The sequence below is a fragment of the Bradyrhizobium sp. UFLA05-109 genome (genome assembly GCF_054185165.1).
Window position 1 is genome coordinate 20235 of the sequence record NZ_JBBIAR010000080.1, and the last position, 22017, is coordinate 42251.

At 63.9% G+C, this 22017-nt stretch carries 24 protein-coding genes; 15 read left to right on the forward strand and 9 right to left on the reverse strand.

Annotation, left to right across the window (positions count from 1 at the left end; genetic code table 11):
- Window positions 1-4: 4 nt before the first annotated feature.
- The 9 genes from fliG (at window position 5) to Q3C01_RS38260 (ending at window position 7426) form a co-directional block, all read left to right on the forward strand.
- On the forward strand, window positions 5-1099 hold the full coding sequence (gene fliG / locus Q3C01_RS38220) for a flagellar motor switch protein FliG (protein WP_458150468.1): 1095 nt from the start codon (window positions 5-7) through the stop codon (window positions 1097-1099).
- The gene (locus tag Q3C01_RS38225; RefSeq protein ID WP_458150469.1) at window positions 1099-1719 is read left to right on the forward strand and encodes a FliH/SctL family protein; all 621 of its coding nucleotides are present in this window, start codon (window positions 1099-1101) and stop codon (window positions 1717-1719) included. The genes fliG and Q3C01_RS38225 overlap by 1 nt, the downstream gene beginning before the upstream one ends.
- A 3-nt stretch (window positions 1720-1722) precedes the next feature.
- Window positions 1723-2073, forward strand: coding sequence for a flagellar motor switch protein FliN (gene fliN, locus Q3C01_RS38230; protein ID WP_458150470.1), 351 nt, complete (start codon window positions 1723-1725; stop codon window positions 2071-2073).
- A 113-nt stretch (window positions 2074-2186) separates the two neighbouring features.
- Window positions 2187-3572: a sigma-54-dependent transcriptional regulator FlbD gene (flbD, locus tag Q3C01_RS38235; RefSeq protein WP_458150471.1), complete on the forward strand. Its 1386-nt coding sequence runs from the start codon at window positions 2187-2189 to the stop codon at window positions 3570-3572.
- A 227-nt stretch (window positions 3573-3799) separates the two neighbouring features.
- Window positions 3800-4492 carry a hypothetical protein gene (locus Q3C01_RS38240; RefSeq protein ID WP_458150472.1) on the forward strand — a complete coding sequence of 231 codons (693 nt, stop codon included), beginning with the start codon at window positions 3800-3802 and terminating at the stop codon, window positions 4490-4492.
- Between the two features lie 113 nt (window positions 4493-4605).
- Window positions 4606-4989: a hypothetical protein gene (locus Q3C01_RS38245; RefSeq protein WP_458150473.1), complete on the forward strand. Its 384-nt coding sequence runs from the start codon at window positions 4606-4608 to the stop codon at window positions 4987-4989.
- A gap of 96 nt (window positions 4990-5085) precedes the next feature.
- Window positions 5086-5310, forward strand: coding sequence for a hypothetical protein (locus tag Q3C01_RS38250; protein WP_458150474.1), 225 nt, complete (start codon window positions 5086-5088; stop codon window positions 5308-5310).
- A 14-nt stretch (window positions 5311-5324) separates the two neighbouring features.
- On the forward strand, window positions 5325-6161 hold the full coding sequence (locus tag Q3C01_RS38255; protein ID WP_458150475.1) for a hypothetical protein: 837 nt from the start codon (window positions 5325-5327) through the stop codon (window positions 6159-6161).
- A gap of 116 nt (window positions 6162-6277) precedes the next feature.
- A complete protein-coding gene (locus Q3C01_RS38260; protein WP_458150476.1) occupies window positions 6278-7426 on the forward strand; it encodes a M20 family metallopeptidase in 1149 nt (382 codons plus the stop codon).
- 104 nt (window positions 7427-7530) lie between these two features.
- Here the strand turns inward: Q3C01_RS38260 and Q3C01_RS38265 are convergent, their stop codons facing one another.
- The 9 genes from Q3C01_RS38265 to Q3C01_RS38305 all read right to left on the reverse strand — a co-directional run bounded on the left by Q3C01_RS38265 (window position 7531) and on the right by Q3C01_RS38305 (window position 16066).
- The gene (locus tag Q3C01_RS38265; protein ID WP_458150477.1) at window positions 7531-7686 is read right to left on the reverse strand and encodes a hypothetical protein; all 156 of its coding nucleotides are present in this window, start codon (window positions 7684-7686) and stop codon (window positions 7531-7533) included.
- A gap of 213 nt (window positions 7687-7899) precedes the next feature.
- Entirely contained in the window at window positions 7900-8457 is a 558-nt protein-coding gene (locus tag Q3C01_RS38270) for a flavin reductase family protein (protein WP_458150478.1), read from the reverse strand.
- Between the two features lie 32 nt (window positions 8458-8489).
- Window positions 8490-9314 carry an ATP-binding cassette domain-containing protein gene (locus tag Q3C01_RS38275; RefSeq protein ID WP_458150479.1) on the reverse strand — a complete coding sequence of 275 codons (825 nt, stop codon included), beginning with the start codon at window positions 9312-9314 and terminating at the stop codon, window positions 8490-8492.
- Window positions 9315-9321: 7 nt separating this feature from the next.
- The gene (gene ssuC, locus Q3C01_RS38280) at window positions 9322-10128 is read right to left on the reverse strand and encodes an aliphatic sulfonate ABC transporter permease SsuC (protein ID WP_458150480.1); all 807 of its coding nucleotides are present in this window, start codon (window positions 10126-10128) and stop codon (window positions 9322-9324) included.
- Window positions 10125-11303: an FMNH2-dependent alkanesulfonate monooxygenase gene (gene ssuD / locus Q3C01_RS38285; protein ID WP_458150481.1), complete on the reverse strand. Its 1179-nt coding sequence runs from the start codon at window positions 11301-11303 to the stop codon at window positions 10125-10127. Before ssuD ends, ssuC begins: the two co-directional genes overlap by 4 nt.
- Window positions 11300-12253 carry a sulfonate ABC transporter substrate-binding protein gene (locus tag Q3C01_RS38290; protein WP_458150482.1) on the reverse strand — a complete coding sequence of 318 codons (954 nt, stop codon included), beginning with the start codon at window positions 12251-12253 and terminating at the stop codon, window positions 11300-11302. The genes ssuD and Q3C01_RS38290 overlap by 4 nt, the downstream gene beginning before the upstream one ends.
- Window positions 12254-12291: 38 nt before the next feature.
- The gene (locus Q3C01_RS38295) at window positions 12292-13242 is read right to left on the reverse strand and encodes a sulfonate ABC transporter substrate-binding protein (protein ID WP_458150483.1); all 951 of its coding nucleotides are present in this window, start codon (window positions 13240-13242) and stop codon (window positions 12292-12294) included.
- 215 nt (window positions 13243-13457) lie between these two features.
- Window positions 13458-14627, reverse strand: a complete 1170-nt coding sequence (locus Q3C01_RS38300; protein WP_458150484.1) for a cytochrome P450 — start codon at window positions 14625-14627, stop codon at window positions 13458-13460.
- A gap of 233 nt (window positions 14628-14860) precedes the next feature.
- Window positions 14861-16066: an LLM class flavin-dependent oxidoreductase gene (locus tag Q3C01_RS38305; RefSeq protein WP_458150485.1), complete on the reverse strand. Its 1206-nt coding sequence runs from the start codon at window positions 16064-16066 to the stop codon at window positions 14861-14863.
- 279 nt (window positions 16067-16345) lie between these two features.
- Here Q3C01_RS38305 and napE point away from each other — a divergent pair, with 279 nt between their 5' ends.
- The 6 genes from napE (at window position 16346) to Q3C01_RS38335 (ending at window position 21807) form a co-directional block, all read left to right on the forward strand.
- On the forward strand, window positions 16346-16528 hold the full coding sequence (gene napE, locus Q3C01_RS38310) for a periplasmic nitrate reductase, NapE protein (RefSeq protein WP_027523184.1): 183 nt from the start codon (window positions 16346-16348) through the stop codon (window positions 16526-16528).
- Between the two features lie 25 nt (window positions 16529-16553).
- Window positions 16554-16868, forward strand: coding sequence for a chaperone NapD (locus Q3C01_RS38315; RefSeq protein WP_458150486.1), 315 nt, complete (start codon window positions 16554-16556; stop codon window positions 16866-16868).
- A gap of 30 nt (window positions 16869-16898) precedes the next feature.
- The gene (gene napA / locus Q3C01_RS38320; protein ID WP_458150487.1) at window positions 16899-19403 is read left to right on the forward strand and encodes a nitrate reductase catalytic subunit NapA; all 2505 of its coding nucleotides are present in this window, start codon (window positions 16899-16901) and stop codon (window positions 19401-19403) included.
- A 2-nt stretch (window positions 19404-19405) separates the two neighbouring features.
- Window positions 19406-19876, forward strand: coding sequence for a nitrate reductase cytochrome c-type subunit (locus Q3C01_RS38325; protein ID WP_458150488.1), 471 nt, complete (start codon window positions 19406-19408; stop codon window positions 19874-19876).
- Window positions 19873-20526: a NapC/NirT family cytochrome c gene (locus Q3C01_RS38330; RefSeq protein ID WP_458150489.1), complete on the forward strand. Its 654-nt coding sequence runs from the start codon at window positions 19873-19875 to the stop codon at window positions 20524-20526. The genes Q3C01_RS38325 and Q3C01_RS38330 overlap by 4 nt, the downstream gene beginning before the upstream one ends.
- Window positions 20527-20691: 165 nt before the next feature.
- On the forward strand, window positions 20692-21807 hold the full coding sequence (locus tag Q3C01_RS38335) for an ATP-dependent DNA helicase (protein ID WP_458150490.1): 1116 nt from the start codon (window positions 20692-20694) through the stop codon (window positions 21805-21807).
- Window positions 21808-22017: the final 210 nt, after the last annotated feature.

Consider the following 22017-nt stretch of genomic DNA (forward strand, 5'->3'; position numbering starts at 1 on the left):
TGACATGGCCCCTTCCCTGCAAAACGCCAACTCGCAAGACATCACCAGCGTCATCTCGACGCTCGGCCAGCGTGCCGGCAACAGGTCCAAGGACGGCAAGTCCGAGCCGTTGGCGGGACCGAAGCGCGCCGCAATCCTGATGCTGGCACTGGGCGAGCAGTATGGCGGCAAGATCTGGTCGCTGCTCGACGACGAAGAGGTGCGCCAGCTCTCGCTGGAGATGTCCACCCTCGGCACGGTCGAGGTCGACACGGTCGAGGACATGCTGCTCGAATTCGTCTCGCGCATGTCGGCATCCGGCGCGCTGATGGGCAATTTCGACGCCACCGAGCGACTGCTGCAGCAATACCTGGCGCCCGAGCGCGTCAACGGCATCATGGACGAGATCCGCGGCCCGGCGGGGCGCAACATGTGGGAGAAGCTCTCCAACGTGCAGGAAGAGGTGCTCGCCAATTACCTGAAGAACGAATACCCGCAGACCATCGCGGTGGTGTTGTCCAAGCTCAAGCCGGAGCACGCCGCACGCGTCCTCGGCATCCTGCCCGAAGAGCTGGCGCTCGATGTCGTCAACCGCATGCTGAAGATGGAGGCGGTGCAGAAGGAGGTCATCGAGAGCGTGGAGAAGACGCTTCGCGTCGAATTCATGTCGAACCTGTCACAGACGCGCCGCCGCGATGCCCACGAGGTGATGGCGGAAATCTTCAACAATTTCGACCGCCAGACCGAAACCCGCTTCATCACCTCGCTGGAAGAGGAGAACCGGGAGTCGGCCGAGCGCATCAAGGCCCTGATGTTCACCTTCGACGACCTCGTCAAGCTGGACTCCGGCTCCGCCCAGACGTTGATGCGCAACGTCGACAAGGACAAGCTCGCCGTCGCGCTGAAGAGCGCCAACGAGGACGTCCGCAACTTCTTCTTCGGTAACATGTCCTCACGCGCCGCCAAGATGCTCCAGGACGACATGGCAGCGATGGGACCGGTCCGCCTGCGCGATGTCGACGAGGCGCAGGCGCTGCTGGTCAACCTCGCCAAGGACCTCGCCGCCAAGGGGGAGATCATGCTGACCAAGAACCGCGCTGACGACGAGTTGGTGTACTGATGGCGGCACCCGCGAAATTCCTGTTCGACAACGACTTCTCCGCGCCCGACCGGACGCGCGAGAAGGCTGCGAGCGCAGCCGAGATCGCGCAGAAGATCGCCGCCGCCGAGGCGCGCGCCTACCAGGCAGGATTCGACGCCGGACAGCGCGAGGCCAAGGCCGAGAGCGACCGCCGCGTCGCGCTCGCCATGGAGGAGATCAACATCTCGGTCAGGGGCATCGCCTCGGGCATCGGCACTATCGAGGCCAGGATGGAGACCGAGGCGGTCGACGTCGCGGTCGCGGTGGCGCGCAAGCTGTGCGCCGACCTGATCGCCGCCGAGCCGCTCGGCGAGATCGTCGCGCTGGTCAAGGACTGCTTCTCACACCTGGTCGCAACGCCGCACCTGGTCGTTCGCATCAACGACGCGCTCTACGAGAGCGCGCGCGAGCGGATCGAGCGGCTCGCCAAGCAGAGCGGCTTCGAGGGCCGGCTGGTGATCCTGGCCGAGCCGGAGATTGCGACCGGCGACTGCCGGATCGAATGGGCCGATGGCGGCGTCGTGCTCGAGCGCGGCGCCATTCTTGGCAAGATCGACGAACTCGTCGGACGCTATATCGCGTCCCGCAAGGGGAACTAGGCCATGAGCAACACCGACGGGCAGGTCCCGCTTCCTGATCTCAACGGCCCGATGGCGCAGACCGGCACCGATGTCGGCTACAACGAGGACGAATACGCCGCCCGCGTTGCCGCCGACCTCGAGGCCGTGTTCGACGTGCCGGTGCAGGTTTCGGCGGTGCTCGGCCGTTCGAAGATGGATGTCGCCGACCTGTTGAAGCTCGGCCCCGGCACCGTGCTCGAACTCGACCGGCGCGTCGGCGAGGCCATCGACATCTACGTCAACAACCGCCTCGTCGCCCGCGGCGAGGTGGTGCTGGTCGAGGACAAGCTCGGCGTGACCATGACGGAAATCATCAAGACCGAACGCAGCTAATGGTTTGAACATGATCTTTCCCGGAAAACCGCTGCGCACTTTTTCCGGATCATGCTGTAGCGCAACGCAGGGAATAGGGCGCGCCAGCGCGAACAGACGGACAGGAGACTGACATGCGGCTTCTCATCGTTGGCACACTGAAGGGCCAGCTCACCACTGCCACCAAGATCGCGATGGAGAACGGCGCCACCGTGACCCACGCCGAGGACCACGAGCAGGCGATGCGTGTGCTGCGCGGCGGCAAGGGCGCCGACCTGCTGCTGGTCGACGTCGCCCTCGACATCCGCGATCTCGTGATGCGACTGGAAGCCGAGCACATCCATGCTCCCATCGTCGCCTGCGGTATCACCAACGACGCCCGCGCCGCGGTCGCTGCGATCCACGCCGGCGCCAAGGAATACATCCCGCTGCCGCCGGAGCCGGAGCTGATCGCCGCCGTGCTCGCCGCGGTCGCCAATGATTCCCGCGAGCTCATCTATCGCGACGACGCCATGGCGCGCGTGGTCAAGCTCGCCCAGCAGATCGCGGGCTCGGACGCCTCGGTAATGGTCACCGGCGAATCCGGCACCGGCAAGGAAGTTCTGGCGCGCTACGTCCATTCACGCTCGGCCCGTGCCAAACGCCCCTTCATCTCCATCAACTGCGCCGCGATCCCCGAGCATCTGCTGGAATCCGAGCTGTTCGGTCATGAGAAGGGCGCCTTCACCGGTGCGGTCGCCCGCCGTATCGGCAAGTTCGAGGAGGCGACCGGCGGCACGCTCCTGCTGGACGAAATCTCCGAGATGGACGTCCGCCTGCAGTCGAAACTGCTCCGCGCTATCCAGGAGCGCGTGATCGACCGCGTCGGCGGCACCAAGCCCGTCCCCGTCGACATCCGCATCATTGCGACCTCGAACCGCAACCTGGCCGAGGCCGTACGCGAAGGTACGTTCCGCGAGGATCTGCTGTTCCGCCTCAACGTCGTGAACCTGAAGATCCCGCCGCTGCGCGAGCGTCCTGCCGACATCCTCGAGCTCGCCCAGCATTTCGTGAAGAAGTATGCCGAGGCCAACGGCGTGCCGCTGCGCCCGATTTCGGCGGAAGCGCGCCGCGTGCTCTCGACCAACCGCTGGCAGGGCAACGTCCGCGAGCTCGAGAACACCATGCATCGCGCGGTGCTGATGGCGCAGGGCGACGAGATCGGCGCTGACGCCATCATCACGCCGGACGGAGACCGCCTCGACGTCGCCAGGACCGCGCCGGCAGTGGCACACGCCACGATGGCCGCCGAGCAGGTGACGCGGGCACTGGTCGGACGCACGGTCGCCGACGTCGAGCGCGACCTGATCCTGGAGACGCTGAAGCATTGCCTCGGCAACCGGACGCACGCCGCCAATATCCTCGGCATCTCGATCCGCACGCTGCGCAACAAGCTCAACGAATATGCCGACGGCGGCATCCCGATCCCGCCCGCCGGCACGCCGGGTGAATATCCCCGCATGCCGGCGATGGGGGCATGAGGCGGCCTCCGCGTTCATTGAGAGAATGCAATGCCCGGGCCTAGTCCCGGGCATTATCTTTGCGGGCGAACACGTTCGCCAAGGCCCCGCGCAAAATAGTCGAAAACAACCCCATGCAAAGTAGCCGGTGGCTCCACGGTCGCCATGCCGAACCTAGGATGCCGAAGCGGCGACTATACAAGCGCGACAAGCGACAGCCGCTACACCGACTATCAATGCGAGGTTGTATGAAACACGAAAATCCCATTCTCTCCTTCGCCCGGGATTTCTCGGGGGACGATGCTGCGATCATGGCTCAAGTGGAGGCCTGGATCGCCGATCCGCCGGTAGGCCCGGAGACGGTCGGCTTTTATGGAGCGGAGGACTACGAGCCAACCACGCGAAGCTTTCTGGCAACGGCCACCCTGCTCGACGGCCAGGGCAAGCTATGTTCGGCCGAGGACAAATACCTCAACGAGATATTCGGCCGCTGGCGTAACCAAGGAGCCATCGATCCCACTGCTCTTCCGCCCGCGGTCAAAGCCGTTTTCGGGCCGTGCATCACGCCGGAAGGAATTGAGAACCTTTCTGACGAGAACTCGGTTTCCGCATATCGCAAGACCGTGTGGTCTCTTTATGCTCAGGCGACCGAGGAGCTCGAACAACACATCGGCTCCCGCGGGCGGGTCCTGCTTTCCATCGATGCGACAGACGGCGATACGATGTTTTTCGCTCTGGTGACGCCAGAGATCGCGCAGCGCTGGCGCGACAAGGCCCTCAGCGAGCAGGATGGCTATCGCGCTGGCGTGCGCTCGCCGATGTGGGACCGGTTCTGGGACCATATGGGCTATGCCTTGGGGCCCTATTGGGCAACGGAGGACCATGAGGGCTACCCGCCGGGAATACGCTTGCGCAACGAGACGATCCCCTTCGCCGAATGAACGTGATGGTGGGGACATCAACGGCGAAACGACCGGATTCGTTGCGCGCACGTCGCCTCGATGAAGCCCGAGTCATCCTGCAATCTTGACGTATCGCTTGAAGGAAATCGTTCATGACCGGGCGAAATTGGTTGTGGGCTCTGCTCGTACTTGCCGCATTGGGGGCGTTGGCTTCGGTTTGGCAAGTCATTTGGGGCAGGTCTGCGCCAGCGACGAAGATAGCGGTTCTTGATGGGCAATCTCGGATCGTGCGCGAGATCACATCGGATCGCGAACTGGCAATGTTCGATGATCTCTGGTCGCGGCGTGTGGATGCTGGAGCTGGGGCTATCATGCGCCATTCCTACAAGCTTCAAATCGTCCGCAACGGACGCAGCACGAGCTGGCTCTATGATCCCGCCGGCCTGACGCAGGTTCTTGCAGTGCATAAGCGCTCCGTTTACCTGCTGCCGTCAGCAGACGAACTCAACACGTTGCTCGATATTGCCGCCCGATGAGCAACAAACGAGATGCTCGCCTCTCGGCCACCTGACGCTCCTTCAGGCCGTCCGTACCGGGGCACGAGAAGGCGCCCGACGGGACACAAGGTGATCATGGCAAGGAAATGGCTGATCGCGACGACGGGGGGAGCTGTCGTCGCGGCGATCGGCTCTGCCGCCTATATCAGCGCTGACGTCGCTTGCACGCACGCCCAGCCATGTCCGACGAAATCAAGCGCCGATGCGGTGAGCGCTGACGGCTCGGTCGTGTTGGGGACCGTTCGCTATCGCCCGTTTCGCTGGACCCGCGCTACCGGCGTGACCGGCTCGACGAGCTGACGTCAGCCAATGCCGTGAATGGCGACGGCTCGGTGATCGTTGGCAGTGGGAACGTCGCGGGAGATCGTGAAGGCTATCAAGCCCTTCGCTGGGCCAGCAGGGGCGGCACGACCGATCTCGGCACGCTGGGGGGACCTTCGTCCAGCGCCTTTGGTGTCAGCACGGACGGTTCGGTCGTGGTCGGGTCCGCCCAGATCCCCGATACCTCCGACGAGGGGTTCTACATCTTCCACGCATTCCGCTGGACCAGCAGCACCGGCATGGTCGATCTCGGCACGCTCGGAGGACACAAATCCAGCGCGCGCGGTGTGAGCGCCGACGGCGCGGTGGTGGTGGGGTCGAGCCACACTCCCGAGCAGGATGAACACGCCTTTCGCTGGACCAGCGATACCGGCATGATCGATCTGGGAACGCTCGGAGGCCCCACTTCCGGCGCCCACGACACAAGCGCAGACGGATCGGTGGTCGTTGGAAGTAGCATGACCTCGCGCTGGGACGGCAATCACGCCTTTCGCTGGACACGCTGCACAGGAATGGTCGATCTTGGCACGCTCGGCGGGAGGGAATCCAATGCGCTTGCGGTGAGCGCGGATGGCTCGGTGGTCGTGGGATATGCCGAGACCGCCGATGGGACAGCGCATGCCTTTCGCTGGACCGCCGAAGCCGGCATGCTCGACCTCGGCTCCCCCGAAGCGGAATCGTACGCCACCGGAATAACCGCTGACGGTGCGACCATTGTGGGAAGAAGCGTGACTGACGATTCAGCGTTTCACGCATTTCGCTGGACCGCGCCCGATCACAGCCGACCTTCGGCACGCGTGGAGCGCCTTGTTCCTCCGTCGATGGAATAACTTCGCGCTATGGTTTGCGGGGCATGGCCGACTTGCAAGGCCGGGCCCCGTTCGGGGACTAGGTCGCGGATGCGATACGCCGTATAAGCGCCGCAGGACAAACTTGCGGGGCCGACATGGGCGAGACTCAAATCACGGATTGGCTGGCGTCGCAGAAGCAGGCGATGATCGACCTGTTGCGCGAGGTCGTGAACATCGATTCCGGATCCTACGACAAGGCCGGCGTGGACGCGGTCGGCGCGCGCTTCGAGCGGCATTTTACCGAGCATGGCATTTCGAGCTGGCGAGAGCCGAACGGCACCTATGGCGATGCGCTCCATGCGACCGTTGCCAAACCCGGCAGCAACGAAAAGCCGATCCTCCTGATGGGGCATCGCGACACGGTGTTCGGCAAAGGCGAGGCCGGACGACGCCCGTTTACCATCAAAGACGGCCGCGCCTATGGCCCGGGGGTCGCGGACATGAAGGCTGGCCTTGTCATGAACGTGTTCGTTGCGGCTGCCTTCCAGACGTTCGGCGGCGGCCCGCACCCGATCAAGGTGCTGATCACCTCGGACGAAGAGATCGCCTCGCCCTCGTCGCGGCCGGTGATCGAGCGCGAGGGACGATCCGCGCGCGCCGTCTACAATTCCGAGCCGGGACGACCGAACGGCAACGTGGTCACGAGCCGCAAGGGCGGCATCTTCATGCACCTTGCCGTCACCGGCAAGGCCGCACATTCCGGCGCGAATTTCGCGGCCGGCGTCAGCGCGATCGGCGAGCTTGCAAACAAGATCGTCCATATCCACGCGCTGACCGATCTGTCCAAGGGAATCACCCTGAACGTCGGGTTGATCTCGGGCGGACAGTCCGTGAATACGACGGCGCCTTATGCCGAGGGCCAGATCGATCTGCGCTATGTCGAGCCGAGAGATCGCGACGCCGTAATGGCCGCGATCGAGCAGATCGTCGCCACCTCTTACGTGCTGGGCACGAGCGCCACGCTGACGATCAAGGGCGAGTTCGTGCCGGCGGTTCAGAGCGAGGCGTCGAAGACGCTGTTCGAGAGTTACCAGGGCGCCGCACGCGACGTCGGGCTGACCACGCTCACCGGCGAGTTCTCCGGCGGCTGCGCCGATTCAGGCTTCACCGCCGCCGTCGGTACTCCGACGATTTGCGGCCTCGGCCCGGTCGGCGGACTTGCGCACACGGCCGAGGAATATCTCGAGCTCGACAGCATCGTCCCGCGCGCACAGGCGCTGGCGCTGGCGATCTTGCGGAGCTAGTAGCTCTCGTAGGGTGGGTTAGCCGAAGGCGTAACCCACCACTTCTCTCTTCGCGCGGAAAGCAAGGTGGTGGGTTACGCTTCGCTAACCCACCCTACGCATGTTCACGAATAGCTCGGCGCGTCGGGATTGCGGAAGATGTGGATGGGGTCGCCGGGCACGATGTGCCGGCCGGTGAGCATCGCATAGGCGTAGAGCGCGAGATAGGCGATCGCGAGCGCGCCGACGGCGTAGAAGGCCCAGGTCGCAACGCGTTTCATGCCGGCTCCATCGCCTCCTCCGGGAGGCTCTGGTGGCGCTTCTAGATCGAGGGAAACGAAAAGACCAGCCCGGAAGGCCGCCGGACGGTCAAATGACGCCCCGGCCCCGTGTGCGAACATTAAAGCGCGATGAGATTGGGATGAATCATCATCGCGCTTTAGGTTGTTGTTTGAGCATGATCTTTTCGGAAAACCGCTTCACACTTTTCCGGATCATGCTCTAACCTCGACGAGCCTCGCTGCGTCCTCATCCTGATCGACCGCGACATATTGTCCGTGCCAATAGGCGAGCGCTGCGTTGCGGCTCGAGCTCCGGACGTCGCGCACGCGGCCGATGACGATGCCATGCGAGTGACGCTCGACGATCTCCTCAACCTCGCAGTCAAGCGCGGCCAGCGCGCCGGCGAGCAGCGGGACGCCGGAGACGGCTGTTACCCAGTCACTGCCGGCGAAGCGATCGGCGCCCTTCAGCCCGCCCTTGCCGGCAAAGCGCTCGGCGAGGTCGAGCTGGTCGGCGTTGAGGATATTCACGCCAAAGGCGCCGTTACGCTTGATCAGCGGGAACGAGGAGGCGTCACGGTTGATGCTGACGAGCAGTGTCGGCGGATCGACCGACAGCGACGTCACCGAAGTGACCGTCATGCCGGTGATGTCCCTGCCGCGGCCAGCCGTGATGACGCTGACGCCACCGGTGAGGTGGCGCATGGCGCCGCGGAAATCGGCGGAGGAGATGGTGGTGTCGGTCATGATATGGCGGGCTATCACGTTCATGGCAAGCTCCCCGAAATCAGGGCTCCTGTTATCTAGGTACGCTCATCCGCCGAAAGAAGATGTCGCAGGATCGAGCCTTCGAGGCCCGCGAGCTCCACCGAGCCGCGCTCGCGCGGCCGCGGCGCATTGACCGTGACGTCATGCGCGATGCGGCCCTCCTCGATCACGAGCACGCGATCGGCCAGCGCAACGGCCTCGGCGACGTCGTGCGTCACGAGGATCGCCGTAAAGCCCTGGTCGCGCCAGACGCGCTCCAGGAGCCGCTGCATCGAGATGCGGGTCAAGGCATCCAGCGCGCCGAGCGGCTCGTCGAAGGCGAGCACGCGGGGCTGGCTGACAAGCGCGCGCGCCAGCGCCACGCGCTGCTTCTGGCCACCCGACAACACCGAGGGCCACTGGTCGCGCTTATCAGCGAGCCCGACCTCGGTCAGCGCGTGCTCGGCGCGCGGATGCGCATCGGAAGAGGCGCGGTCGCGCCCCAACCCGACCTCGACGTTCGACAACACACGTGCCCAGGGCAACAGCCGAGGCTCCTGGAACATCACCCTGATATCCTCGGGCCGCGCCGCCTCGCCGAAGCTGATGGCTCCGGCATCGATCTTGTCGAGTCCGGCTATCAGCCGCAGCAGCGTGCTCTTGCCGCAACCGCTCTTGCCGACGATCGCGACGAACTGGCCGGCGGGGATGTGCAGGTCGATGCCACGCAGCACCTCGTTGTCGCCGAAGGATTTGCGCAAGCCGCGAATGGTGAGCGACAGGCCGGACGTCGGCTGGTCCTGACGTGCAACACGGGCCTGCCGGGCAAAGCTGGTGCGCTCGGCGCGTTCTGTCTCGGGAAGGAGAAGGGCTGTCTGCATGTTTGTCTCAGCGTTTCTGGAAGGCAGGATGCCAGGCGAGCGTCAGGCGCTCGAGCAGGCGCGAGGCGCTGTCGGCGAGCTTGCCGAGCAGGGCGTAGATCAGGATCGACAGCACCACAACGTCGATCAGCATGAATTCGCGCGCCTGCATCGCCATGTAGCCGAGGCCGGAGGACGCCGCGATCGTCTCGGCGACGATCAGCGTCAGCCACATGATGCCGAGCGCGAAGCGGATGCCGACGAAGATCGATGGCAGCGCACCGGGAAAGATCACGCGGCGAAACAACTCGCCGTCGCTCATGCCGTAGATGCGGCCCATCTCGATGAGCTGCGGGTCGACGGTGCGAATGCCATGCAGCGTGTTGAGATAGATCGGGAAGAAGACGCCAAGCGCCACCAGGAACAGCTTTGCACTCTCATCGATGCCGAACCACAGGATGACGAGCGGGATCAGCGCCAGATGCGGCACGTTGCGCACCATCTGAAGCGTCGTGTCGGTCAGCTTTGACGAGAGCTGCGAAAGGCCATTTGCTAGTCCGAAAGCAAAGCCGATGCTGCCGCCGATCAGAAAACCGATCGAGGCGCGCCAGAAGCTGACCCAGATGTTGCGGACGAGCTCGCCGGAGAGCAGCAGCTTCCAGCCCGCGAGCGCGACGTCGCTCGGTGCCGGCAGCACTCGCGTCGAGACGAGGCCGGCGACGCAGGCGATCTGCCAGACGACGATGATGGCGAGCGGCACGATCCACTGGATCAGACCGTCGGCGCGCGGCAGGCGGACGCTGCGCGGAAGGGGAATGCTGTCGATAAGGCTCATGACTGCGACACCTGCTTCTGCGGACGGAAATCGCTGCCGACGGTCTCGCCGAACGGACCGCCATTGAAGTGAAGCTTCGTCACGTTGCTCGGCAGCTCGAGCGAGAGCAGCGGGAACACCAGCTCCGCGAAGCGATAGGCTTCCTCGAGATGCGGATAGCCCGACAGGATGAAGGTATCGATGCCGAGATCCTGATATTCCCTGATGCGAGCCGCGACGGTCTGGGCGTCGCCGACCAGCGCCGTTCCGGCGCCGCCGCGCACGAGGCCGACACCAGCCCAGAGGTTCGGGCTGATCTCGAGCTTGTCGCGCCTGCCGCCATGCAGCTGTGCCATGCGCTGCTGGCCGACCGAATCCATGCGCGCAAAGTTCTTCTGCGCCAGCGCGATGGTCTCGTCGCTGACATGCTTGATCAGCTCGTTGGCAGCCCGCCAGGCCTCTTCGTTGGTCTCGCGCACGATGACATGCAGACGGATGCCGAAGGACAGCTTTCGCCCGCGTAGCGCCGCAACCTCCCTCACCTTGGCGATCTTCTCGGCGACCTGCGCCGGAGGCTCGCCCCAGGTGAGATATTTATCGACGGCGTCGACGGCGACGTCGATGCCGGCATCCGACGAGCCGCCGAAATAGAGCGGCGGACGCGGCGACTGCACCGGGTGGAACAGCAGCTTGCCATCCTCGATGCGGATGTGCTTGCCCTCGACATTCACGGTCTTGCCGGCAAGCAGGTCGCTATAGACGTTGAGGAACTCGCGGGTGACCTCGTAGCGTTCATCATGGGCGAGGAAGATGCCATCGCCCTTGTTCTCGACGGGGTCGCCGCCGGTGACGACGTTGACCAGGAGCCGGCCGTTGGTGACGCGGTCGAGCGTGGCGGTCATGCGCGCGGCAGCGCTTGGCGATTGCAGGCCGGGCCTGACAGCAACGAGATAGCGCAGCCGCTCGGTGAACGGCGCGACCGCGGAGGCAACGATCCAGGAATCCTCGCAGCTCCGTCCCGTCGGTAGTAGCACGCCGTAATAGCCGAGTTGGTCAGCCGCCTGCGCGATCTGGCGCAGGTAGTTGAAATTCACTTCGCGGCCGCCGATGCCGGTGCCGAGATAGCGGCCGTCGCCATGGGTCGGCAGGAACCAGAGTATGTTGGCGTTACCTTGCTTGCTCATGACCTTGCTCATGTTCCCGGCCTCCGCGCCACGTCGGAGATCTTGATTGCTTTGGGGATCAGGTTGAGTGCGAAGAACGCATCAGCAACCTGCTGCTGATCGGCGATCACGGAGTCGGTGATCGGCTTGATGCCGTAGGACTGGCGCTTGAGCGCCACCTCGACCACGGGCACGGACAGTCCGATCGACGGCGCGAGTTGCTCGGCAACCGCATGGATGTCGCCCTTGGCCCAGTCGTCGACCGCGCGGAGCTCGTCGAGCACGGTGTCGACAATCTTTGGATTGGCCTCGATGAACTTCTTCGAGGAGAAATAGAACTGATAGTTCGCCACGATGTTGGTGCCGTCGGCGAGCGTCCGCGCGCCGGTTGCGGCTTCGGCGGCCGACTGGAACGGATCCCAGATCACCCAGGCATCGATCGATCCGCGCTCGAAGGCGGCGCGGGCATCGGCGGGTGCCAGGAACACCGGCTCGATCTCGGAATATTTGACACCGGCCTTCTCCAGCGCCTTGACGAGGAGATAATGAACGTTGGAGCCCTTGTTCAGCGCGACCTTCTTGCCCTTGAGATCGGCGACCGACTTCAGCGGGCTGTCCTTCGGCACCAGGATCGCCTCGCCCTTCGGCGCCGGCGGCTCATAGGCGATATACTGGATCGGCGCACCGGCAGCCTGCGCGAAGATCGGCGGGGCTTCGCCGGTGTTGCCGAAATCGATCGCGCCGACGTTGAGCGCTTCGAGCAGCGGCGGGCCGGAGGGAAATTCCGTCCACACCACCCTGTAGCCTTCCGCCGCGAGCTTCGGCTCCAGCGTGCCCTTGCTCTTCAGGAGCACCAGCTTGCCGTATTTCTGGTAGCCGATGCGGACGACCTTGTCCTGGCCGTAGGATGTGCCGACAGCCGCCGCCACGATGCCCAGCGACAGCACGATGGCCGCGATCACGCGTTGAACGATACGCCTCATGTTCAAACCTTTGGAAATGGGAAGGCTGGTCGGCACGGTCAGGCTGCCGTGTTGCGCCAGACGATGTCGCGGATGGCGATGGGCTTCGGGATCAGGCCGAGCTTGTAGAAGCGATCGGCGACACCCTGCTGGGTCGCGGTGATGTCCTCGGTGACGGGCCCGACGACGAAGGACGAGCGGTTGGCTGCAATGGTCTGGATGTCGAGGGGAATGCCGGTCACTGCGGCGAGTGACTTCGCGACTTCATCGCGATGCTGCTCGGCCCAGCGGCCGGTCGCCGCCGTCACCTCAACGATCTGTTGCAGGACAGAACCGTGGTTCCTCGCGAAATCGCGGTTGGCGATATAGAACGAGTTGGTCTTGGTGACCTCGCGTGCGTTGATCAGGATGCGGCCGTTCTGCTTGGTCTCGCCGATCGCAAAATACGGATCCCAGATCGCCCACGCATCGATGCTGCCATTCGCAAACGCCGGACCGGCATCTGGCGGCGTCAGATAGACCGGCGTGATGTCAGCATAGGTGAGGCCGGCCTTCTCCAGCGCCTGTACCACGACGTTGTGAGCGCTCGACCCCTTGGTGAATCCTATGCGCCTGCCTTTCAGCTCGGCAATCGAGCGGATCGGCGAGTCCTTGGGGACAAGAATGCCTTGGCCGTTGGTGATCGGCTGGCCTGCCGCATAAACGATCGCCGCGCCCGCCGCCTGGGCAAACACCGGCGGGGAATCGCCGACCGCACCATAGTCGATGCTGCCGACATTCATCGCCTCCATCATCGGCGGGCCGGAGGAGAACTCGACCCATTTCACCTCGATGCCTTGCGAAGAGAAATGTTTTTCCAACGCGGCCTGCTGTCGCGTAATGACCAGCACGCCGTTTTTCTGATAGCCGATACGAATCTCATTCACGCCGGTTTGCGCGTCTGCGCGCGACCACAGCGCCGCAAACGCTGCCGTTCCAGCCGTGAGTTTCAGAAAATTCCGACGTTGCATTCCCCGCTCCCGACCGCGAGCGGTCGACATTCATTGCGATGCAGGAATGATGGTGCGCCTTACGGAAGCTGTCGAGACGCCCGGAAAAATAGCGACACGCGCACTGCGGATGCGGCAATGCGCATGATTAATCTTTCAATTGCCGAAGCGAATGCAGAGAGAAATTTTCCGCACGCGAACGTGAAATCGCACCCGGCCGCGCGACCTTTCACGCGCTAGTGACTCCACCACACCGGCAGGTTCAACAGACCTCGGAACGCCCAACCACCGATCCGCACCGGCTCGTCGTCGACGATCTGCAAGTTCTTCGCCTTCGCGAATACGGTCGGCAGGGCAACGTCGGCGATCATGGCGCGCGACGCCCAGGCGCCGGCGCAGAAATGCGGGCCGGCGCCGAAGGCGACGCTCTTTGAGGCATCACGTCTCACGTCGAATTCATCGGCACGCTCAAAATGCTTCTCGTCGCGATTGGCTGAGCCGAACATCAGGAACACGCGCTCGTTGGCCTCGAACGAGACCTCGCGGATGGTCCACGGCTTTGCAATCCGGCGCGGCGACATGCCGATCGGCGAAATCCAGCGGGCATATTCCTCGAACGCCTGGAGCCACGATACTTCGCCGCGCCGGACGAGTTCGAACTGGTCAGGATGGGTGAGGAGCGCCCAGAGGGTTCCGGCGATGGCCTTGCGCGGCTCATTCTGGCCGCCTGAGATCGCCAGCTTGACGTTGGCGCGCACACTCTGCATCGGCATGCCCGATGCCAGCATCACGCCCAACAAGCTCTGGTCCGGATTTTTCTGCATGACCGGCAGCATGTCGTCGATCGCCGCGTCGATGCCGGCGGTCGCCCCATGGCAGCGCGCTTCCACGGCGGGATCGCCAGTATAGTTCGCGATGCCATCGATCATCGCCTGCGACCAGGCGTCCATCTCGGCAAAGCCGATATTGGTGAGGCCGGTGATCGACTTCAGGCATTCGCCCGAGAACGGCAGCGCGAAGTCGCGCATGAAATCGATCCGCGTGTCCGGCTCGATGCCATCGATGATGCGATCGGCATGGGCCTGGAACTGCGCGGTCCAGTGCGCCTTCACCGTCTTGGGCGAGATGGTCGGAAATATCGCACGACGCTCGACCTGGTGCGCCTCGCCATCCTTGCGCATCATGTTGTGGCCCATCAGCTTGTTCATGAGCCCCTCGGGCTGGTGCGAGGAGAACACGTCGATCTTCTTTTCGGAGATCGAGATGTCGTCGCGGCTCACGAGCAGCGTCGAGCCGAGCTGCGGCACGAAGGCGATCGGCGCCTCCTTGCGCATTTTCGCAAGCATCGGATAGGGATCGTTCCAGAACGAGACCGGGTCAATATCGATGCGCGGCGCGGTGCTCAAGCTCGTTTCCTCGGAATTCTTGTTTGCTTCTCTCAAAGGATATCAACATCGGCATCGCGCCGGAAGCCAGCCGTTCCAATGCCTCATGGGTCGCGGCTCTGCGCAGCAGCGCAGCGCGTCCGGGACCCGAGGATGAACGAATTTGCGGACAGTCTCGTGTCCCGGACGCAGGGCAGCGCCACTTCCGCGGTGCGCTGCTGAGCCGGGGCCTATGCCGGACGATGCGGAGCACCCTACCCCGCCGCCGCTTTCGCCGGCGGCACGTTGATCGCGAGCTTGCCGTAGCGATCGGTAAAGGCTTGCGTGTCGATCTCCTCGAGCTCGATCTCGCCGCTCATCACGGCCCTCTTCCAGGCCTCCTGCTCCGGATCGTTCTGGAACTCCGGCATCACCTCGCGCGCGAACAACTCGAGCGACTCGCAGATGTGTTCATGGCTGTTCTTGCCGGCCTGGTTGAGCAGGATCACCTGGTCGATATGGGAGGTGCGGAAGCGCCGGAGCTTTTTGCGGATCGTTTCCGGCGAGCCGATCAGGCCGCCGCGCAGCGCGGCCTCCTGCGCTTCAGGATTGTCGCGCTTCCACTTGTTGTACTCGTCCCACATGTTGACGGTGCCGGGCGCCGGCCGCTGGCGGTTCTGCGAGGCGCCGTAGAAGCGCAGCGCGAACTGGAAGAAGGTTGCGCCATCGGCCCGCGCTCGCGCCTCCTCATCCGTCTTCGCGCACATGAAGAACGACACCAGCGCCATGTTCGGGTTGATCTCGTAGTCTGCCAATTTGTGCAGCCGCTTGGTCATCGCGTTGTAATAGGCGTGCACCCACGCATGCGCGGCGTCCGCGCTGACGAACTGGAAGCCGAGCGCGCCAAAGCCGTGGCGGCCGGCACGCTCGATGGTCGGAAGCTGCGAGCAGGCCATCCATAGGGGCGGGTGCGGCTTCTGCAGCGGTTTCGGCACGACGTTGCGCAGGGGCATGTCGAACCATTTCCCGTGATGCTCGCAGCCGCCATCCCGAAACATCGGGAAGATCGCGCGCACCGCCTCCTCGAAGATCTCCTTCTTGGTCTCCATGTCGCGGCCGAACGGCTCGAGTTCGGTTATCGAAGCGCTCTCGCCCATGCCGAACTCACAGCGGCCATTACTGAGGAGATCGAGCACCGCGACGCGCTCGGCGACGCGCGCGGGATGGTTGGTGGTGAGCTGGAGGATGCCGTGGCCGAGGCGGATCTGTCGCGTGCGCTGGCTCGCGGCGGCCAGGAAGGATTCCGGCGACGGCGAGTGCGAATATTCTTCGAGGAAGTGATGCTCGACCACCCAGGCGTGGTCGTAGCCGAGGCTATCGGCAAGTTCCATCTGAGTCAGGGCATTCTGGTAGAGCCGGAGCTCGTCGCCCGCCACCCACGGACGCGGCAATTGCAGCTCATAGAAGATGCCGAACTTCATGACGCCTCTCCCAAGATTGTTTTTATTGCGGGCATCTTATTGAGCGGGGCCGCACTGTCCATGGCGCCCCAATTCCGCCCGGCGGGACGCCAGCGCAAAACATCGAAAACAACCCCATGCAAAGTAGCCGATAGCTTCCCGCCCCGCTCGTCGCAGCCGTGTGGTGAAGTGCCTGCAGACCGTTGATTCAGATCAAGGAGATCTGCCGTCCGATACCTATGGTGTGGCCAGGTAACGGCCCGGAAGCCGTCCAATTCCTAAATTTCAGAGAGACCGAATATGTCGGCCCCTGACGACACGACTGGGCGCGTGCGCCGCAAGCGCATGGAGATCTTTGCGTTCCTGTTCCTGACCGCGGTTGTGATGCCCGCCCTCGCGGTCGGAACGGTCGGCAGCTACGGGCTCGCCGTGTGGATCTACCAGATGTTCGCAGGCCCTCCCGGCCCGCCTCCCCCACATTGAATTCCCGCAGCGAAAGACCGAGATCATGGCCCAAGCCACACTCAACCGCCGCGCATTGATCACCGGCAGGGTGCTCAGCGCCGACCGCATCATCCCGCCGCCCGGAGGCGAGATCGCCAGCATTCTGGTGCAGGCGCGCCCCGAGCGCCTGGCGGAGGTCGAGGCCGATATCACGGCTCTGCCCGGCTGCGAAATCCACGGCCGCGATGCGCGCGGCAAGCTGGTCGTCGTTGTCGAAGCGCCGGATGCCGGCAGCCTCGGCACCATGCTCAACGACATCCAGTCCATGCCGCACGTCTATTCCGCGGCGCTCGTCTTTCACGCCATCGAAACTGCCTGAGACCGCGTCGCTGACGCCGGGAGAACCGTTATGACCTCACCGAAGATCGACCGCCGCCAGATGCTGAAGCTGGAGGCCGCGGCGATCGCAGCCGCCGCAGCAGGCATGCCGACGCCGGCACTCGCCGCCAACCTCGTCACCGAGCGTGACGGCAGCGAATTGAAATGGGACAAGGCCGCCTGCCGCTTCTGTGGCACCGGGTGCTCCGTCATGGTCGCAACCAAGGACAACCGCGTGGTCGCCACCCACGGCGACATCAAGGCCGAGGTCAATCGCGGCCTCAACTGCGTCAAGGGCTACTTCCTCTCCAAGATCATGTACGGCCATGATCGCCTGACCCAGCCGATGCTGCGCAAGACGAACGGCAAATACGACAAGGACGGCGAGTTCACACCGGTGTCGTGGGACGAAGCCTTCGACATCATGGCCGAGAAGTGGAAGGACGCGCTGAAGAAGCGTGGGCCCAGCGGCGTCGGCATGTTCGGCTCCGGACAGTGGACGATCTGGGAAGGCTACGCGGCCTCAAAACTCTACAAGGCCGGCTTCCGGAGCAACAACATCGACCCCAACGCGCGCCACTGCATGGCCTCGGCGGTTGCCGGCATGATGCGCACCTTCGGCATCGACGAGCCGGCCGGCTGCTATGACGACATCGAGGCCACCGATGCCTTCGTGCTGTGGGGCTCCAACATGGCCGAGATGCACCCGATCCTGTGGACGCGCGTCACCGACCGCCGCCTCTCCGCGCCACATGTCCGCGTCGCCGTGCTTTCGACCTTCGAGCATCGCTCGTTCGACCTCGCCGACATCGGCATGGTGTTCGTGCCGCAGACCGATCTCTACATCCTCAACGCGATCGCCAACCACATCATCAAGACCGGTCGCGTCAACAAGGATTTCGTCACTGCGCATGCCATCTTCAGGCGCGGGCAAACCGACATTGGCTATGGCCTGCGGCCCGATCATCCCCTTCAGAAGAAGGCGACCGGCGCGGCGAAGGCCAACGACTCCACCGATATGAGCTACGACGAGTTCGCAAAATTCGTGTCGGACTACACGCTGGAGAAAGCGGCAAAGATGTCCGGCGTGCCACTCAATCGGCTCGAGGCGCTGGCCGAACTCTACGCCGATCCCAAGACCAAGGTGGTCTCGTTCTGGACCATGGGCTTCAACCAGCACACCCGCGGCGTCTGGGCCAACAATCTGGTCTACAACATCCATCTCTTGACCGGAAAGATCGCCTCGCCCGGCAACAGCCCGTTCTCGCTGACCGGCCAGCCATCGGCCTGCGGCACCGCGCGCGAGGTCGGCACCTTCTCGCACCGCCTGCCGGCAGACATGGTCGTCACCAACAAGGAGCATCGCGACAAGACCGAGCACATCTGGCAACTGCCGGAGGGCACGATTCCCGACAAGCCCGGCTATCATGCCGTGCTGCAGAGCCGGATGCTGAAAGATGGCCTGCTCAACGCCTACTGGGTGCAGGTCAACAACAACCTGCAAGCGGGACCCAACATCAACGAGGAAACCTATCCGGGCTTCCGCAACCCCGACAATTTCATCGTGGTCTCGGATGCCTACCCGACCGTGACGGCGCTCGCGGCCGACCTCATCCTGCCGACGGCGATGTGGGTGGAGAAGGAAGGCGCCTACGGCAATGCCGAACGGCGCACGCAATTCTGGCATCAGCTCGTTACATCTCCGGGCGAATCCAAATCCGACCTCTGGCAACTCATGGAGTTTTCAAAACGCTTCAAGATCGAGGAGGTCTGGCCCGAGGAGCTGATCGCCAAGAAGGCGGAATATCGCGGCAAGACCCTGTTCGACGTGCTGTACAAGAACGGCCAAGTCGACAAATTCCCGACCTCGGAGATCGAGGAGGGCTACGCCAACGACGAGTCCAAGGCGTTCGGCTTCTACGTGCAGAAGGGGTTGTTCGAGGAATATGCCGCCTTCGGCCGCGGCCATGGTCACGACCTTGCGCCGTTCGAAAGCTATCACCGCGAGCGCGGCCTGCGCTGGCCCGTCGTCAACGGCCAGGAGACCAAGTGGCGTTTCCGCGAGGGGAGCGATCCCTATGTGAAGCAGGGCACGGACGTGCAGTTCTACGGCTACCCCGACGGCAAGGCGCGCATCTTTGCACTGCCTTTCGAGCCGGCGGCGGAATCGCCGGACAATGACTATCCGTACTGGCTCTCGACCGGCCGCGTGCTGGAGCATTGGCATTCCGGCACCATGACGCGCCGCGTGCCTGAGCTCTACAAGGCCTTCCCCGAGGCTGTCTGCTTCATGCATCCCGACGACGCGCAGGACGCAAAGCTGCGCCGCGGCGACGAGGTGAAGGTCGTGTCCCGCCGCGGCTACATCCGCGCTCGCGTCGAGACGCGGGGCCGCGACCGGCCGCCGCGCGGGCTGGTGTTCGTGCCGTGGTTCGACGAGTCCAAGCTGATCAACAAGGTGACGCTGGATGCCACCGATCCGATCTCGCTGCAAACCGACTTCAAGAAATGCGCCGTGCGCATCGAGCGGGTGTGACTATGATGAAACGATCCGGAATCCTCCTTCTGGCGCTCGCCATTGCCGCGGGCGCGAGCTCGCTGACCGCGCAGACGGTGACTTCGGGCCTGCGCGGGCCGACCCCGCTCAACGATGAAGGGCCGGCGCCACCGATGCTGCCGAACCGCAACACCTCCGAGAAGGAGTCGCGCAACTATCCGGAGCAGCCGCCGGTGATCCCGCATTCGATCGACGGCTATCAGATCGACCTCAACAGCAACAAGTGCCTGTCCTGCCATGCACGCTCGCGCACGTCGGAATCACAGGCACCAATGGTCTCGATCACGCACTTCATGGACCGTGACGGCCAGTTCCTGGCCTCGATCTCGCCGCGGCGCTTCTTCTGCACGGAATGCCACGTGCCGCAGAACACCGCCACTCCGCCGGTCAGCAACGACTTCACCGACATCGACACGCTGCTCTCGCGTTCAAGCCCCGGTGGCCGCCGATGACGACGACCGCCGACGACCCCAATGTAGACCCCAAAGCCAAGCGCGGCTTTCTCGCCCGAAGCTGGGATTTCGCGCTCGAGCTGTGGGGCGTGCTGACGCGGCCGAGCACGGTGTTCGCATTGGGCACGCTGGTGCTCGCGGGCTTCGTGGCCGGCGTCATCTTCTGGGGCGGCTTCAACACCGCGCTGGAGCTGACCAACACCGAGAAATTCTGCACCAGTTGCCATGAGATGCGGGACAACGTGTTCGCCGAGCTGAAGTCCACGATCCACTTTACTAACCGCTCCGGCGTGCGCGCGACCTGCCCGGACTGCCACGTCCCGCACAACTGGACCGACAAGATCGCGCGCAAGATGCAGGCCTCAAAGGAAGTCTGGGGCAAGATTTTCGGCACCATCGACACCCGCGAGAAATTCACCGATCGCAGGCTCGAGCTGGCAGCGCACGAATGGGCCCGCTTCAAGGCCAATGATTCGTTGGAGTGCCGCAACTGCCATAGCGCCGATTCCATGGACATCACCAAGCAGTCGCCGCGGGCTTCGGTGGCGCACCAGCGCTTCCTGTTCACCGGCGAGAAAACCTGCATCGACTGCCACAAGGGCATCGCCCACCACCTGCCCGACATGCGCGGCGTTCCCGGCTGGCAATAGGGCAAAGCGCGATGTCATCGCGCTTTAGTTGTTGTTTGAGCATGATCTTTTCGGAAAACCGCTGCGCACTTTTCCGGATCATGCGCCGCCGCTTGAACCGACGGGCGGAATGGTTAGTTTTGGGGACGGGCGAATCGATCATTTTCGCCCTCCCTCAAGACGAAAATGCCGACATTTACCCCGCATCAGGATGCCGCCCTCAAGGCCGTCGCCGACTGGCTCAAGGCAAAGCCAGGCCGTAACGGCACGCCGCCGATCTTCCGCCTGTTCGGCTTTGCCGGAACCGGCAAGACCACGCTGGCGCGGCACATCGCGGACGGGGTCGACGGCGAGGTCAAGTTTGCGGCCTTCACCGGCAAGGCGGCACTCGTCATGCGCAACAAGGGCTGCGACAACGCCTCCACCATCCATTCGCTGATCTATCGCGCCCGCGAGTCCGGCGAGGAGCAGCCGAGCTTCGAGCTCTGGGACGACGCGCCGGCCTCCAAGGCCAAGCTGATCGTGATCGACGAATGCTCGATGGTCGATGCGGAGCTCGGCCGCGACCTGATGTCGTTCGACTGTCCGCTGCTCGTGCTCGGCGACCCCGCGCAATTGCCGCCGATCCAGGGCGGCGGCTTCTTCACCAACACCGAGCCCGACGCGATGCTGACCGAGGTGCATCGCCAGGCGCAGGATGATCCGATCGTGCGGATGTCGATGGACATCCGCGAGGGCCGTGAGCTCGAAATCGGCCGCTATGGCGAGAGCGAGGTCGTCTCGCGCAAGGAGCTCGATCCGGACCGCGTCATGAGCGCCGACCAGATCCTGGTCGGCCGCAACAACACCCGCCGCGCCTACAACATGCGCGTGCGCCAGCGCCAGAACATCGAGGACCAGTTTCCGGTCGCCGGCGACAAGCTGGTGTGCCTGCGCAACAATCGCAAGAAGGGCCTGTTCAACGGCGGCCTGTGGCGCGTGAAATCGCGCAACACCTCGCGCTCGAAGTCACGCATCCTCAGCATGCGGCTGTCGCCCGACGAGGACTTCGGTCACAAGGTGACCAAGGTCTCGGTGCGCGCCGATTGCTTCGAGGGCGGGATCGAGCAGATCGCCTGGGAGCAGCGCAAGCCCTATGACGAGTTCGATTACGGCTATGTACTGACCGTGCACAAGTCGCAGGGCTCGCAATGGGACGACGTCGTGCTGTTCGACGAGAGCTTTGCGTTCCAGGACAGCCGCGCCAGGTGGCTGTACACCGGGGTTACCCGCGCGGCGAAGAGGCTGAGCGTGGTGGTGTGATCTACGGGGCCCGGGCACGTCGCAGCGACAACCTCCGCTCGTCATCCCGGACAAGCGAAGCGCAGATCCGGGATCCATAACCACAGGGAGTGGTTTGGCGAAGACTCGGGGTTATCAGCTTCGCGTCACAACCACTCCCTGTGGTTATGGGTCCCTGTGTCTGGAAAGTCTGTCATGATGGTGGTGGGCGGGAAGCCGTTGGGTCCTTGG

Coding starts and splice junctions, on each gene's coding strand:
- Q3C01_RS38295 (WP_458150483.1), bottom strand. CDS start 13,242: ATGCAACGTCGGAATTTTCTGAAACTCACGGCTGGAACGGCAGCGTTT.
- Q3C01_RS38290 (WP_458150482.1), bottom strand. CDS start 12,253: ATGAGGCGTATCGTTCAACGCGTGATCGCGGCCATCGTGCTGTCGCTG.
- ssuC (WP_458150480.1), bottom strand. CDS start 10,128: ATGAGCCTTATCGACAGCATTCCCCTTCCGCGCAGCGTCCGCCTGCCG.
- fliN (WP_458150470.1), top strand. CDS start 1,723: ATGAGCAACACCGACGGGCAGGTCCCGCTTCCTGATCTCAACGGCCCG.
- napA (WP_458150487.1), top strand. CDS start 16,899: ATGACCTCACCGAAGATCGACCGCCGCCAGATGCTGAAGCTGGAGGCC.
- Q3C01_RS38275 (WP_458150479.1), bottom strand. CDS start 9,314: ATGCAGACAGCCCTTCTCCTTCCCGAGACAGAACGCGCCGAGCGCACC.
- Q3C01_RS38245 (WP_458150473.1), top strand. CDS start 4,606: ATGACCGGGCGAAATTGGTTGTGGGCTCTGCTCGTACTTGCCGCATTG.
- Q3C01_RS38325 (WP_458150488.1), top strand. CDS start 19,406: ATGATGAAACGATCCGGAATCCTCCTTCTGGCGCTCGCCATTGCCGCG.
- Q3C01_RS38265 (WP_458150477.1), bottom strand. CDS start 7,686: ATGAAACGCGTTGCGACCTGGGCCTTCTACGCCGTCGGCGCGCTCGCG.
- Q3C01_RS38240 (WP_458150472.1), top strand. CDS start 3,800: ATGAAACACGAAAATCCCATTCTCTCCTTCGCCCGGGATTTCTCGGGG.
- Q3C01_RS38270 (WP_458150478.1), bottom strand. CDS start 8,457: ATGAACGTGATAGCCCGCCATATCATGACCGACACCACCATCTCCTCC.
- flbD (WP_458150471.1), top strand. CDS start 2,187: ATGCGGCTTCTCATCGTTGGCACACTGAAGGGCCAGCTCACCACTGCC.
- ssuD (WP_458150481.1), bottom strand. CDS start 11,303: ATGAGCAAGGTCATGAGCAAGCAAGGTAACGCCAACATACTCTGGTTC.
- Q3C01_RS38330 (WP_458150489.1), top strand. CDS start 19,873: ATGACGACGACCGCCGACGACCCCAATGTAGACCCCAAAGCCAAGCGC.
- Q3C01_RS38315 (WP_458150486.1), top strand. CDS start 16,554: ATGGCCCAAGCCACACTCAACCGCCGCGCATTGATCACCGGCAGGGTG.
- Q3C01_RS38260 (WP_458150476.1), top strand. CDS start 6,278: ATGGGCGAGACTCAAATCACGGATTGGCTGGCGTCGCAGAAGCAGGCG.
- fliG (WP_458150468.1), top strand. CDS start 5: ATGGCCCCTTCCCTGCAAAACGCCAACTCGCAAGACATCACCAGCGTC.
- Q3C01_RS38335 (WP_458150490.1), top strand. CDS start 20,692: ATGCCGACATTTACCCCGCATCAGGATGCCGCCCTCAAGGCCGTCGCC.
- Q3C01_RS38250 (WP_458150474.1), top strand. CDS start 5,086: ATGGCAAGGAAATGGCTGATCGCGACGACGGGGGGAGCTGTCGTCGCG.
- Q3C01_RS38305 (WP_458150485.1), bottom strand. CDS start 16,066: ATGAAGTTCGGCATCTTCTATGAGCTGCAATTGCCGCGTCCGTGGGTG.
- Q3C01_RS38225 (WP_458150469.1), top strand. CDS start 1,099: ATGGCGGCACCCGCGAAATTCCTGTTCGACAACGACTTCTCCGCGCCC.
- napE (WP_027523184.1), top strand. CDS start 16,346: ATGTCGGCCCCTGACGACACGACTGGGCGCGTGCGCCGCAAGCGCATG.